Here is a 12,947-nt window from a genome sequence, read left to right as displayed (position 1 = left end):
GTCGCCTCAGGCGGATTGTCCCAGCATCCAGGCGCTGGCACGCTCGGCCATCATGATCGTCGGCGCATTGGTGTTGCCAGTGATCAGGGTGGGCATCGTGGAGGCGTCGACGATGCGAAGGCCCTCCAGTCCGTAGGCGCGCAACTGGCTGTCCACCACGCCTTCGCCCTGCCGGCCCATGCGGCAGGTGCCGATGGGGTGATAGATGGTTTCGGCGCGCGCGCGGATGAAGCGGGCGTAGTCGTCATCTGTTTGCAGCGCGTGCGGCGGCTGGACCGATGAGGTGCGATAGGGATCGAAGGCATGCTGGGCGAGCACGTCACGGGAGAGCTTCGCCGCTTCGATCATCAGCGTGAGATCGTGGCCCTCCGGGTCACCCAGATAATTGGCCTCGATGCGAGCGTGCTGGCGCGGGTCGGCGGAATGCAGGCCCAGGCGACCGCGACTGCGTGGATGCAGGTAACAGGCATGCAGCGTGTAACCGCGGCCGGGCAGGGAGCGGGCACCGTGATCGTCGAGCTGCGCCGGAATGAAATGGAACTGGATGTCGCAGCGCTCGTCCGGGGCGAACCGACTGCGTACGAACCCTGCGCCTTCGGCGGCATTGGAGGTGCCGATACCATCGCGGTGGCGCAGGTAACGCCAGGCCACGGCGGCGTCATTGAGATGATCGAACGTCGCATTGCTGCGCGTGCCGGTGACGGTGCAGATGTCCAGGTGATCCTGCAGGTGCGCGCCGACGTGGGGCTGGTCGAGGACCGTTGGGATACCGTGCTGGCGCAGTTCGTCGGCGGGGCCGACGCCCGACAGCATCAGCAACTGTGGCGTATTGATCGCGCCTGCCGACAGAACGACTTCGCCTGCCTCAATACGCTCACCATCAGCCAGCTGCACGCCCATGGCGCGGGTGCCGTCGAACAGTACCCGATGGACGAGGACGCCCGTGCGCACCGTCAGGTTCGCGCGCGAGCGTGCGGGTGTGAGATAGGCGACGGCTGCCGAACAACGTGCACCATCGCGTTGCGTGACCTGGTACAGGCCGAAGCCTTCCTGGCTGGGGCCGTTGAAGTCGTCATTGCGAGGGAAGCCGGCCTGCACGCCGGCATCGATGAAGGCATCGGTCAGCTCGCTGTGGAAACGCAGGTCGTCGACCCCCAGCGGCCCGCCTTGCCCGTGCCACGGACCGGCGCCGCGGGTGTTGTCCTCGCTGCGCAGGAACCAGGGTAAAACCCGGTCCCAGCCCCAGGTATCGTCGCCCGTGGCATCCGTCCATTGGGCGTAATCGCGCGGCGCGCCACGCATATAGATCATCGCGTTGATGGCGCTGGAGCCGCCGAGCGTCTTGCCACGCGGCCACCAGAGGCGACGGCCGTCCAGCTGTGCTTCCGGCTCGGTACGGTAGCCCCAGTTGATGCTGTGCGCCCCGAACAGGCGCGACCATCCCCGATGGTCGCCCACCAGCTTGGCGATGCCCGCCGGCATATGGATCAACGGGTTCCAGTCTTTTGGCCCGGCCTCCAGCAGGAGGACCCGCTTGCCCGGCGCGGCGCTCAGGCGATGGGCCAGCACGCAACCCGCCGAGCCGCCCCCCACAATGATGTAGTCGTACACTCAGATGCCCCCATCGACGATCCGTCCATGGTCGCATGCTAGGCTTCGCCGCGACCCATGCAGGATGTCCCCCGGTGAATGCGCCCCGATCTGCCGTGACAGCACAGGCCATGCCCTCTGTCCTGTCCGCGCTGGCCTTTTTCTTCGTGATGACGGCCTATTACATCGTGCGCCCGGTGCGCGACCAGCTGAGCGGCGCCGTGGGATCGCAGTCGCTGCCGCTGTTCTATCTGGTCGTGTTCGTGGTGATGCTCCTGCTGACGCCCGTATTCGGCATGCTGGTGACACGCTTTCGACGCAAGCAACTGCTGGGTTGGAGCTACACATTTTTCGTGCTGTGCCTGCTGGCTTTCGTGCCGGCTTTCGTGGCGCAGGACCAGATCGGAGCGCGGAACCTGGGCGTGGTGTTCTACGTCTGGGTGAGCGTGTTCAATCTCTTCGTCGTGTCGCTCTTCTGGAGCTTCATGGCGGACATTTTCAGCAGCCTGGAAGCGCGCAGAGTATTCCCACTGATCGCCCTGGGCGGCATGGCCGGCGCGATCTTCGGGCCGGGCATCACCAAGCTGCTGGTGGGCGTCATTGGCGTGGCGCCCCTGCTGGTGGTTTCGGCCATCGCGCTGGCCATCGCCGAAATCATGCTGCTGACGCTGTCATCCAATCATGAGCGCAGTGGCGTGGCGCAGGAGCCGATCGGTGGCTCGTTGTGGGCAGGCGCGAAGGAACTGTGGTCGCGCCCGTTCCTGCGCTACATGGCGATCCTCATGGTGCTGGGCGATGGCATCGGTACGCTGGCCTACGCCCTGATGGCGGACTACGCCAAGGTACATCTCACCGACAAGGTGTTGCGCACGTCGTTCTACAACGACATGGACCTGGTCACTAACCTGATCGGCGCCGTGCTTCAGCTTACGGCGACGCGCTGGATCATGGTGCGCTTCGGTGCCGGCCGGGCGCTGGTGGTGCCGGCGCTCGCGAATCTGGTTTTGTTGGTTGCGGTTTGGGTCTACGGCATAGGTGACATCACCGTACTCGGCCTGACGACGCCGATGCTCGCCATCATGATGGTTGGCTCGCGCGCCTTCGCCTATGGCATGACCAAGCCAGCGGTCGATGCGCTGTATACCCGCGTGCCGCGAGAGACGCGTTACAAGGGCAAGAACTTCGTGGAAACCGCCGTGTGGCGCTTCGGCGACTTCGCCGTCACCAGCGGCGTGCAGGTGCTTGCCGCCATCGGCATCACGGCTGCGGGCATGGCGGGCATGGGAGCGGGCATTTCGGTGGTCGCCGCGTGGGTGGCGCAACGCGCGGGCCAGTCCCCCGATCTGGCGCCGGACACGCCGCACGACGCGAGCGAAGAAAAAGCATCAGGCGCAACGGCCTGACGTCGCCGGTTCAGCTGGTGATGTAGCGCTGCAGCTGTTCGATCTGTTCGGCCTGGGCATCGATCACGGCCTTCACCAGGTCGCCGATGGAAATCACGCCGACGACGCGGTCGCCCGAGACCACTGGCAGGTGACGGATGCGGCTGTCGGTACACAGGCGCATGCAGTCGAAGACATCGGTATCGGGGCTGACGGTCAGGGCGGGGCTGGACATGATTTCGGCGACCAGGGTCTGGGCCGACGAACGCCCTTGCAGGATGACCTTGCGCGCATAGTCGCGCTCGGAAACGATGCCGACAAGAAGTTCGCCGCGCATGACGATCAGGGCGCCGACGCGTTTCTCGGCCATGTGCTTGATGGCCTCGAGCACTTGCGCGTCCGGCGCGACGCTGAAGATCTGGTGGCCCTTGCCTTCGAGCAGATGCTTGACCTGACGCATGCCTCATGCCTCCGGGTTTGCCGTGGACGAAACGCTTGCGACGAGTCTAGCGCTGGTCGATGGAACAGATGTAGCGCCGATGTGAAGCTGACTGTTCAGCCGCGACTGCGGCGGTGTTCATCGATGAAGTAGAGCGGGCGCTGCTTGCTTTCAGCGTAGTTGCGGCCGAGGTATTCGCCGATGACGCCCAGGGCCAGCAATTGCACGCCACCCAAAAACAGGATGACGGTCATCAGGGTCGGGTAGCCGCGTACCGGGTCGCCGTAGATCATGGCCTTGACCAGCACCCAGATGCCGTACAGAAAGGCCAGTACCGAGGCGCCCACGCCAGTCCAGGTAGCCAGGCGAAGCGGCGCGGTGGAGAACGACGTGATGCCCTCGATGGCCAACTGGGTCAGGCGCCAGTAGTTCCATTTCGTGGTGCCGGCAGCGCGCGGTTCCCGCAGGTAATAGACGGCCGTCTGGCGATAGCCGATCCAGGCGAACAGGCCCTTCATGAAGCGCTGGCGCTCGCGCAGCTGGCGCAGCGCGTCGACCGCGCGTCGCGACAAGAGCCGGAAGTCGCCGGTATCGCGCGGTACCGGGGTCTGGGAAATCTTTTCCATGCTGCGGTAGAAGGCCGCGGAAGTGAACTTCTTGAGGCCGGTCTCACCTTCGCGGGCGCTGCGCGTGGCGTAAACGACGTCGAACCCGGCGTGCCACTGTTCGACGAGCGAGGGAATCAGTTCCGGCGGATCCTGCAGGTCGGCATCGATGACGACTACCGCATCCGCGTCGACAGCATCGAGTCCGGCTGTCATGGCCGCCTCCTTGCCGAAATTGCGCGACAGCTTGATGGCTTCGGCGCGCGGATCGCGCGTCGTCAGCGAGGCCATGATGTCCCAGGTGCGGTCGCTGCTGCCGTCATCCACATAGAGCACGCGGCAATCCAGCGGCATGTCATCGAATACGCGGGCCAGGCGCTCGTGGAAGGCTTCGAGCACGGCCGCCTCGTTGAAGGCGGGGACAACGACGGTGAGCTTGGACATGAAGGTGCCATCCATGAAGACGGCGGCATGCTAACGAATCGGGCGGGCCCCGGCGAGGTTCAGCGTCGGCGGCGGGTGTTTGCCGGTGCCTGTTCGGCGCGCAGGTAGCCGGGGCCGCCGAGCTGCGCCATCTGTCCCTGGATCCAGTTGGCGCGTCCCATCACGTAAGCGCTGGGCTGGTCGACGCGGAAGCGGCGCGGATTGGGCAGCACGGCTGCCAGTCGCGCTGCCTGGGCCGGGCCCAGGCGTGCCGGCGGGGTATGGAAGTACACGTCGCTGGCGGCGCCGACGCCGTAAACGCCGTTGCCCAGCTCAGCGATGTTCATATAGACCTCGAGAATGCGCTGCTTGGGCCAGGTCAGCTCGATCAGCACCGTGAAATACGCCTCCAGCCCTTTGCGGACGAAGCTGCGGCCGTTCCAAAGGAACAGGTTTTTTGCGGTCTGCTGGCTGATGGTGCTGGCGCCGCGCAGGCGCCGGCCTTCGTCCGCGGCATCCATGGCGTTCTGGATCGAATCGAAGTCGAAGCCGTGATGAAAGGGGAATTTCTGGTCCTCTCCGGCCACCATGGCGAGCGGCACGTAAGGCGACACCTGGCTCCACGGCACCCAGCGGTGGCGCAGCTGGAAATCCTGTTCGCTGCGCACCCAGGCGCCCACCTGGCGCTCCATCATCACGGCCGAGGTCCAGGGCGGGACGAAGCGCAGCACCAGCACCACCAGCCAGCTCAGGAGCAACCAGCCCGCGGCCAGGATCACGATCGAGCGCAACAGGGTGGCGAACAGCGGGCGTCGTGTGGTCATGGCGGCGCGGTGGTCAGATTGGGCGGCAGTATAGGGGCTCGGCCCCGGGTCGCCGGCCCGTCGGCGACGATCAGGCCTTACACTGGTCGGGTCACCATTCAGCCCGGACCCGGCGCATGGGCGCGCCTGAAGGGCCGCCGCTTGCGTCGGCCGCTTGGCGTCCCCATCTTTCGCGCCTTGCCGACAGAGGTTCTATTCCGTGGAAACTGTGCTTGTTGAAGACGTGCTGCATCGCTTCCTGCTCGAGCGCGCTGGCGTTCGCGGGGTGTTGGTGCGCCTGGGCGCCGCCTGGCGCGAAGTCGCCGGTCGCGCCGATTACCCGCCGGCATTGCGCAACCTGCTGGGCGAAGCACTGACGGCCAGCGCCATGCTCACGGGCAATATCAAGCTCGACGGTTCGCTTTCGATCGAGCTCAAGAGCAGCGGTGCCATGCGCCTGCTGTTCACCGAATGCACCGACCAGGGTCACCTGCGTGGCCTGGCCCGCTGGAGCGATCCGCTGCCGGAGACGCTCGAACTGGCCAGTCTGCCCGACGCCATCATGGCGATCACCATTGGCTCGGCCGAGCGTGGTCAGCGCTACCAGGGCCTGGTTGACCTGCAGCATCCGGATCTGATCGGTGCGCTGGAGAACTACTTCAGCCAGTCCGAACAGCTGCCCGCGCGCATCATGCTGGCGGCCGACGGCGAACACGCCGTGGGGCTCATGTTGCAGAAGATGCCGGGCGAAGGTGGCTACGACGCCGTCGAGGACGAGGACGCCTGGAACCGCATCATGCACCTGGCCGCCACGCTCGGTCGCGAGGAAATGCTCACCACCGCGCCGGAACAGTTGCTGTATCGCCTGTTCCACGAGGAGTCCGTGCGCCTGTTCGAGCCGCGCCCGCTCGCATTCGGTTGCAGTTGCACGCGTGAGCGCGTGGAAGCCGTGCTGCGCATGCTCGGTCGCGAAGAGGCCGAGGCGGCCCTCGAAGCGCACAACGACGAGATCGAGGTAACCTGCGAGTTCTGCGCGCAGCGCTACACCTTCGACCGCATCGACGTGGAGCATCTGCTGAGCGATTCGGCCGCGGCTGCCACGCCTCCCACCGCGCAGTAGCGCGGTGAGGGTTCGCTCGCTTGCGCTCGCTGTAAACGGGGAACAATAAACGGTAAAAGCAAAGAGCGGGCTTGGCCCGCTCTTTTTTTATTGTCCAGGCACATCAAGGTCGCCGCAGCCCGCTCTTACCTGTTTACCGTTAACCGCGAGCGAAGCGAGCGAACTCACGGCAGCGCAAAATGGTACTCGCGCTGCAACCACACATCCGCAGCCTTCGGAATCGCAAACAGGAAGCCCTGTCCGTAACGGCAGCCGACCTTCATCAGTGCCTCGCGCTGTGCCTCTTCCTCGATGCCTTCGGCAATCACCTGCATCTGCAGGGAGTCGGCGAGCACCTGGATGGCACGGACCACGGCGAAGCTGTGGCTGCCCTCGCGCGCCAGTTCGGTGATGAAGGAGCGGTCGATCTTGAGCGTGCCGATCGGGTACTGGTGCAGGTAACTCAGTGACGAATAACCGGTGCCGAAATCGTCCAGCGCGATGCTGACGCCGTGCGCGCGCAAGGTATCGAGGATCCGCTTCACCTGCGAGGCGTTCTCCAGCAGCGCGCGTTCCGTCACTTCGATGCGCAGGCAACGCGGCGGCAGGCGATGGGTTTCCACCAGGTCAAGCAGGCGGCGATCCAGGTCCGGTGAGCGGAAATGGCGGCCGGAGACGTTGATGCTGACGAAACCGTCGGCGCCGGCCAACGCTTCGGCCTGTGCGCAAACCTGGTCGAAGATCTGCCAGTCGATGCTCTCCGACACGCCGCTTTCTTCCGCGACAGCGAGGAAGTCGCTTGGCGTGAGCAGGCCACGATCGGGGTGGCGCCAGCGAAGCAGCGCTTCGTAACCGACGGTACGACCGTCTTCCAGCGACACGATCGGCTGGTAGAACGGCACGAACTCATTGCGACCCAGCGCGCGGCGCAGGTCGCCTTCCATCTCGAGCAGCGACAGCGCTTCGCGGCGCAGGCGATCATCGAAGACCGCGGCGCGATGGCGACCTTCATCCTTGGCGCGATACATCGCGGCGTCGGCGTCGCGCAGCAGTTCTTCCGGCCGCTGGTAATGCGGGCCGGGCAGGGCGATGCCGATGGACGCGGAGGTGAAGATTTCCTTCGCGCCGAGGCGGAACGGTGTCTGCAATTCGTCGATGATGCGCTCGGCGATCAGCAGCGCCATGCGCGCGTCGGTGATGCCTTCGGCGAGCACGGCGAACTCGTCGCCGCCCAGGCGTGCCACCACGTCGCGTGTTTTGAGGCAGGCGCGAATGCGTCCGCCGACCTGGAACAACAGGTCGTCGCCCACCAGGTGCCCGACCGAATCGTTGATGACCTTGAAGCGATCAAGGTCAATGAACAGCACGGCGAACAGATCCTGTGCATTGCCGTGATAGCGCTGCAGGGCCTGCTCCAGGCGCTGCAGCAGCAAGGTGCGGTTGGGCAGGCCGGTCAGCGAGTCGTGCAGGGTTTCGTATTTGAGTCGCCGCTCGACGCGTTCGCGTTCGGCAATCTGTTCGCGCAGGTCGCGGTTGGCCAGTGCCAGGGCGCGCGTGCGTTCGGTGACGCGGCGTTCCAGGCCGGCATACGCCTGCTTCAGCGATTCCGTCGTGTGCTTGCGCTGCAGGGCGTTGGCGACGTGGTAGCTCACGAAAGTGAGCAGCTCCTGGTCGCGCACGTCGTAGGTGTGTTCGGGCGAGTAGCTCTGCACCGCCAGCACACCCATGGCGCGCTCGCCCCAGATCAGCGGCACGCCAAGCCAGCACACTGAGCGGGAACCGTGCTGGCCGACTTCGCCCTGGCGCATCAGGCGCTCGATGTCGTCGGGCGATGCGAGCAGCGGCTTGCCATGGCGGAGCACGAATTCGGTCAGGCCGCGGCCGTGCGAGCGGGGCAGGCGGACCGTGTCGAACTCGTCGACCGAATACGGGAAGGTGAGCTGGTTGGGTTCCTCGTCCAGCAGCGCGATGTAGAAGTTGCGCGCATACAGCAGGCCGCCGATGACGCGATGCACGGCAGCGTAGAAGTTGTCCAGGCTTTCGGATGCATTGGCCAGCTCAGCAATGCGGAACAGCGCTGCCTGCAGGCGCTCGCCACGCTGGCGCTGCAGTACCTGCTGGCGCAGCACGCGGTTGGCTTCGCGCAAGGCGGCAGTGCGGCTGGTGACGCGACGTTCGAGTTCGGCATGGGCTTCGCGCCGCTCCAGCGCCGTCTGCACGTGTTTGGCGACGTAGCTGAGCAGTTCGCGATCGTGCTCGGTGTAATGCGTGTCTTCGCGATAGCTCTGCATGACGATGCCGCCGACGACGCGGCCGTCGCGAAGCAGGGGCACGCCAAGCCAGTGCTCGCAGGCCGGGCCCAGCAGGATGAACTGGCCCTTGAACTGCCGCGCCAGCTCTTCCATCGAACCCATGATGGCCTGGCCGCTCTGCAGCAGGTTCCAGGTCAGGCTGTGGCGCATTTCCTGGAGCGGGGCGCTCTGGTCGGGCGAGGGCGGATCCTTGTCCATCGTGTCGACGTAGTACGGAAAGCGCACGCTGTCCGTCGCCGCGTCATAGAGCGCGATGTAGAAATTCTCCGCATACATGAGACTGCCGAGAATGGAATGCAGGGAATGCATCATCTCGCCCATGTTGTGGTCGGTGCCGGCCTGGTCGGCGATGGCGTACAGCGCGCGCTGCAGGCGCTCGGCGAGGGCGAGACGCGAAATGGCCTCGTAGAGGCGCGATGTCTCCGCCAACTGGCGCAGTCGAGCCGCCGCGAGCCTGCCCAGCCAGGCGAGGTGTCCCCGGGTGATGTCTGAGATTGAGCTTTGTGGCACCTGCAGGACCAGCATGCGCAGGCCCTGCGGATCCTCGGCCAGGGGCAGCGGGTCGTGCGGACCCGGCTGGTCCGGTTGGTTATCCAGCAGTTGCCAGCCCAGGGCGGCGCGCACGCCCAGGGCGCCAATCATGGCTTCGCAGACCTCGAAAACGCTCGCGGCGTCGCTGGCCCGGAACAGGCCCTCGACGGCCGAATGCCACGCCGCGGGGTTCAATCCCGCCGGTATGGGTTCGGAGGCGCTGCTGGTAGGTGCTGAACTCATCCGGCGTCGACCGGTCCATGGGTATCGGGATGCGCCTTTATATCGCCTCTATTCAGCTTTGTCGCCGGGGAGTGACCATAAATCGCATCGGCCAGAGGTTGGGGTAAGGGACGGATATGGCTCGAATTCTGTGGCCTGGTTCGCTTTAGGAATGTGCTCAGAATGGGTGTTAGTAAAAAGTAAAACGTGGTAATGTTTGTACACCCACACCCCTGGGAGGGCGGTGTGTCTGGCTCTCATACGGATTAACCCGGTTCTCGCTCATGCGTCGCTTTCTTCTGCCCCTGTCAGCGTTATTGCTGATGCCGCTCGCCGCGGCAGGGCAGTCGCTGTCCGGCGATCGCCTGGGACAGAAGCAGGACCTTTCGGCCTATTCGCAGGCCGTCAATCCGTCGCCGCTGGCCATCGAGACCGATTCAAGCACCTTCACCGCACGTGGCGACCTGCCGCTGCAGTTTGGCGTAACGGATTCGTCCCGGGCTAATTCCACGGATCTCACCTACGGTCTGGGCTCCAATGTGCAGGCTCACGTTGCCGTGAGCGAGCACATCTGGATGAACAATCGTGCGCCGCGTGTCATCGGCAGCGAGGTGGGTGCCACCTATAACGCCGGCCGTTACAGCCTGGGCCTGAGCGTGGGGGCCAACAGCGCACCGACCGCTGCCGTGCTGCCTCGCGTGCTGCCGGGTGCGACGCCGGGCGTGAACGGCTTGTCCGGTTTCGACAGCAGCGCGCAGCTCAATGCGCACGGCCGCGTCGCGCTGGACAGCAAAAGCGGCATCGACCTGGGTGCCAGCGTCGGTCGCATTCGCCTGCTTCCGGGCAATGCCCTGGGCGTGAATTCCCTGGACCAGAAGGCGCTGAGCTTCGGCGTTGATCGCGGTCCGTTGAGTGGCAGCGTGGTGGGTCGCACGATGCAGCCGACCGCCGGCATCCCGGGCGCGGGTCTCAACCCGGAACGCCGCTGGAGCAGCATCGACCTGGGTGTGACCTGGCGCCTGCCATGGCAGGGTGAGCTGAGCATCGGTGCTCAGAACGTCTGGTCGTCGGGCAATGCGGTGAATACGCCGGTCGGTCCGGAGCCGGATCAGTCGCGCACACCTTACGTGCAGTACCACCAGGATCTGTAATCCTCAACGGTGCTCCCCAACATTGAAACGCCGTCGCATGCGACGGCGTTTTTGTTTGTGTCCCGGCGACCTCATGATTCGCAGTGGTCGTCACCTCACCTGATAGCGAAGCCTTCGGTCCAGTGACCACTTGTCCAGTGGGTATTCCCCGACATGGAAGCGACTGTCGGGCGTGCTGCTGTCCACGTCGCACATGCCCGGAAAGACGCGAAAGCCAGGCCGCGATTTCAGTCGCTCGACGGCGGCCAGCGCCATGTCTTTCGTGCGGTGGCTGCCAATGATCTTGATGCACTCGCGGTCTTCGTCGATCACGTGAGCATGTTGGACGATAAAAAAACGAACATCATCAGGATATCGCCGATCACGAGGGGGGCCTGAACTTCGCAGGGGCCCGGCACGGGTCGCAGGCTTACCCAAGAAAAACGCCGTCGCAAGCGACGGCGTTCTGGAAGCAAGCGCGAAGGGCATCAATCTCCCGACTTGATCCTCACATCACCACTGAAGCTCTCGATGTTCATGGTGGCATTGCCCTTGCCGGCCGTGGCATGGAGCTCCGAGCCGGGGCCGTGCTCAACCTTTTTCACGGTGCCGAAATCGGAGCGCAGGTCGCCGCTGAACGAGTTGGCCTTGATCAGGGCGGAGAGGTTGGTCGGGACCTGGATCTGTACATCGCCGCTCATGCTGTCGACGTCAAAGGTGCCGTTTGGTGCCATGCCGCCGGTAAGCTGCACGTCGCCCGACACCGTGCTCAGGTTGAGGCGACTCCATGGGCCGCCCGCCACGCGAATGCGGCCGGAAACCGTCTGAAGCTCGGCTTCGTTGCCGACGGCGGGGGCCAGGATGTCGCCACTCACCGTCTGTAGCGTCACTTTCTGCGCAAAGCCCGCCAGCTCGATGCTGCCACTCACGCTTTCGGCGTCGATCACCGGGGACTTCGCGTTGACGCGGATCTTGCCGCTGACTGTGTGGACATCGATCTTGCCGCCCTCGATGCCATCGATGCTCAGCGGTGCGCTGACCAGGTCGATATCAAGCGAGGCACCCTTGGGCACGCGGACATCCAGGGTGGTCGAACCCATGTTGGCGTCGCTGTTCCAGTTGAACCAGTTGCCGTTCTTGCCCATGGGCTGGATGCGCAGGTCGAGCGATTTGTCGTCACCCTCGAACTCCAGCGGCTTGGCGCCTTCACCGAGGCGGCCGGTCACCTGGACCTGGTTGCGATCCCAGGCACTGACCGTCACTGAACCCTTGACGTTGGAGATGCTGAGGCGGACGTTAGGCTTCGCGTCGTGAGTGAGGTTAATGGGTGTATCGGCCATTGCCTGGCCAACGCACAAGGCAAGCAGAACGGGAACGTAGCGTGCGGTTTTCATGGTTTTGCTCCGGTGACTCAGCTTGCCTGGTGTTCCAACTGACGCAGCTGCGATTGTCGTTTCTCGGTGCGATCCAGCAGCCGTTGTAGTGAAGGTGAATGGGGTGCCTGTTGCATGGCCTGGCGCAGCTCCATCTGTGCGGCGTCCAGTTCCACGGCCGCGCCGGCCAGGCGCGGGTCGTTCGGCTTCCATGCCTCGACCGTCTGTTGGACGGCCACGGGCGTCATGTCCTGTTCCTCATGCCTGACCCGCAGGTTGAGGCTGACCGCGAGGAGCGAAATCCCCGCGAAGCTGGCAGCCAGCAACCAGCCCTGCCGGCGCGACGCGCGGGCGGCGACAGGGGGTGCCTGTTCGGCAACCGGTTGATCCATTGCCACTTCGATGCGCGCCCAGAGGTCGCGCTGCGGCGTTACCGGCTCGCGCAATGCGCGCATCTGGCGGTGCCATTCGAATTCGTTCATGACGCTTCTCCTAATGCCTTGCGCAGCAGCCCGCGGGCACGGTGCAGTTGCGCTTTGGACGAACCGACGGCCATGCCGAGTTCGCCACTGATTTCTTCATGTCGCCAGCCTTCGATGTCGTGCAGCACCAGGACGGCACGCGCACGCGGGGGCAGTTTGCCGATCGCTCGTTCCAGTTCTTCGCGTTCCGCGGCGCAGAACGGCGTTTCACCGCGATCAGGCAGGTCTTCATCGTCCATGGTGCTCACCGGGTCCGAGCCCCGCGAGCGGATATCCATCAGCGCCACGTTCACCGCCAGCCGGTACAGCCAGGTGCCGAACGAGCTCTCCTGGCGAAAGCTGCCGAGCTTCTGCCAGGCCCGGACGAAAGCGTCCTGGGTCAGGTCTTCGGCGCGAGCGTGGTCGTAGCCGGCGAGGCGAAACACCGCGCCGTAGACGCGATCCAGGTGCTTGCGATAAAGCCGCTGGAAGGCGTGCCGATCGCCATCCGCGGCAGCGCGGACGTCGTCAACATCGTCTTGTCCTGCAACGTACGCAGGCGGCATCGCGGTTCCGG

12 protein-coding genes are annotated in these 12,947 nt (G+C 64.9%); 3 read left to right on the top strand and 9 right to left on the bottom strand.

Annotated elements, in window-relative coordinates:
* Positions 1-6: 6 nt before the first annotated feature.
* Entirely contained in the window at positions 7-1,611 is a 1,605-nt protein-coding gene (locus EYV96_RS09285; protein WP_131151136.1) for a GMC family oxidoreductase, read from the bottom strand.
* Between the two features lie 110 nt (positions 1,612-1,721).
* Here EYV96_RS09285 and EYV96_RS09280 point away from each other — a divergent pair, with 110 nt between their 5' ends.
* The gene (locus tag EYV96_RS09280) at positions 1,722-2,993 is read left to right on the top strand and encodes an NTP/NDP exchange transporter (protein WP_131151135.1); all 1,272 of its coding nucleotides are present in this window, start codon (positions 1,722-1,724) and stop codon (positions 2,991-2,993) included.
* 10 nt (positions 2,994-3,003) lie between these two features.
* On the opposite strand, the gene EYV96_RS09275 is transcribed toward EYV96_RS09280, so the two are convergent.
* The 3 genes from EYV96_RS09275 to mtgA all read right to left on the bottom strand — a co-directional run bounded on the left by EYV96_RS09275 (position 3,004) and on the right by mtgA (position 5,263).
* Positions 3,004-3,432 carry a CBS domain-containing protein gene (locus EYV96_RS09275; RefSeq protein ID WP_131151134.1) on the bottom strand — a complete coding sequence of 143 codons (429 nt, stop codon included), beginning with the start codon at positions 3,430-3,432 and terminating at the stop codon, positions 3,004-3,006.
* 95 nt (positions 3,433-3,527) lie between these two features.
* Positions 3,528-4,460, bottom strand: coding sequence for a glycosyltransferase family 2 protein (locus EYV96_RS09270; protein ID WP_131151133.1), 933 nt, complete (start codon positions 4,458-4,460; stop codon positions 3,528-3,530).
* 59 nt (positions 4,461-4,519) lie between these two features.
* Positions 4,520-5,263 (bottom strand): monofunctional biosynthetic peptidoglycan transglycosylase, encoded by a 744-nt coding sequence (gene mtgA / locus EYV96_RS09265; protein ID WP_131151132.1) that lies wholly within the window; start codon positions 5,261-5,263, stop codon positions 4,520-4,522.
* A 199-nt stretch (positions 5,264-5,462) separates the two neighbouring features.
* Here mtgA and hslO point away from each other — a divergent pair, with 199 nt between their 5' ends.
* On the top strand, positions 5,463-6,362 hold the full coding sequence (gene hslO, locus EYV96_RS09260; protein WP_131151131.1) for an Hsp33 family molecular chaperone HslO: 900 nt from the start codon (positions 5,463-5,465) through the stop codon (positions 6,360-6,362).
* A gap of 164 nt (positions 6,363-6,526) precedes the next feature.
* Here hslO and EYV96_RS09255 read toward each other — a convergent pair whose 3' ends face one another.
* On the bottom strand, positions 6,527-9,427 hold the full coding sequence (locus tag EYV96_RS09255; RefSeq protein ID WP_131151130.1) for a bifunctional diguanylate cyclase/phosphodiesterase: 2,901 nt from the start codon (positions 9,425-9,427) through the stop codon (positions 6,527-6,529).
* 263 nt (positions 9,428-9,690) lie between these two features.
* Here EYV96_RS09255 and EYV96_RS09250 point away from each other — a divergent pair, with 263 nt between their 5' ends.
* Positions 9,691-10,557 (top strand): hypothetical protein, encoded by an 867-nt coding sequence (locus EYV96_RS09250; RefSeq protein ID WP_131151129.1) that lies wholly within the window; start codon positions 9,691-9,693, stop codon positions 10,555-10,557.
* A gap of 90 nt (positions 10,558-10,647) precedes the next feature.
* On the opposite strand, the gene EYV96_RS09245 is transcribed toward EYV96_RS09250, so the two are convergent.
* The 4 genes from EYV96_RS09245 to EYV96_RS09230 form a co-directional block, all read right to left on the bottom strand.
* Positions 10,648-10,869, bottom strand: a complete 222-nt coding sequence (locus tag EYV96_RS09245; RefSeq protein ID WP_205746120.1) for a hypothetical protein — start codon at positions 10,867-10,869, stop codon at positions 10,648-10,650.
* 155 nt (positions 10,870-11,024) lie between these two features.
* Entirely contained in the window at positions 11,025-11,930 is a 906-nt protein-coding gene (locus tag EYV96_RS09240) for a DUF4097 family beta strand repeat-containing protein (RefSeq protein WP_131151128.1), read from the bottom strand.
* A gap of 17 nt (positions 11,931-11,947) precedes the next feature.
* Complete coding sequence (locus tag EYV96_RS09235; RefSeq protein WP_131151127.1) at positions 11,948-12,391, bottom strand: hypothetical protein; 444 nt, start codon at positions 12,389-12,391, stop codon at positions 11,948-11,950.
* Positions 12,388-12,936 (bottom strand): RNA polymerase sigma factor, encoded by a 549-nt coding sequence (locus EYV96_RS09230; RefSeq protein WP_131151126.1) that lies wholly within the window; start codon positions 12,934-12,936, stop codon positions 12,388-12,390. The genes EYV96_RS09235 and EYV96_RS09230 overlap by 4 nt, the downstream gene beginning before the upstream one ends.
* Between the last annotated feature and the right edge of the window lie 11 nt (positions 12,937-12,947).

Source organism: Dyella terrae (assembly GCF_004322705.1).
GTDB lineage: Bacteria > Pseudomonadota > Gammaproteobacteria > Xanthomonadales > Rhodanobacteraceae > Dyella_D > Dyella_D terrae.
The sequence above is the reverse complement of the archived record's forward strand: the minus strand, read 5'-3'. Positions and strand labels throughout refer to the sequence as shown.

Excerpts from the sequence above, each read along its gene's own strand:
- EYV96_RS09280 (WP_131151135.1), top strand. The coding sequence starts at position 1,722 with ATGCCCTCTGTCCTGTCCGCGCTGGCCTTTTTCTTCGTGATGACGGCC.
- EYV96_RS09275 (WP_131151134.1), bottom strand. The coding sequence starts at position 3,432 with ATGCGTCAGGTCAAGCATCTGCTCGAAGGCAAGGGCCACCAGATCTTC.
- EYV96_RS09270 (WP_131151133.1), bottom strand. The coding sequence starts at position 4,460 with ATGTCCAAGCTCACCGTCGTTGTCCCCGCCTTCAACGAGGCGGCCGTG.
- mtgA (WP_131151132.1), bottom strand. The coding sequence starts at position 5,263 with ATGACCACACGACGCCCGCTGTTCGCCACCCTGTTGCGCTCGATCGTG.
- EYV96_RS09255 (WP_131151130.1), bottom strand. The coding sequence starts at position 9,427 with ATGAGTTCAGCACCTACCAGCAGCGCCTCCGAACCCATACCGGCGGGA.
- EYV96_RS09250 (WP_131151129.1), top strand. The coding sequence starts at position 9,691 with ATGCGTCGCTTTCTTCTGCCCCTGTCAGCGTTATTGCTGATGCCGCTC.
- EYV96_RS09240 (WP_131151128.1), bottom strand. The coding sequence starts at position 11,930 with ATGAAAACCGCACGCTACGTTCCCGTTCTGCTTGCCTTGTGCGTTGGC.
- EYV96_RS09235 (WP_131151127.1), bottom strand. The coding sequence starts at position 12,391 with ATGAACGAATTCGAATGGCACCGCCAGATGCGCGCATTGCGCGAGCCG.
- EYV96_RS09230 (WP_131151126.1), bottom strand. The coding sequence starts at position 12,936 with ATGCCGCCTGCGTACGTTGCAGGACAAGACGATGTTGACGACGTCCGC.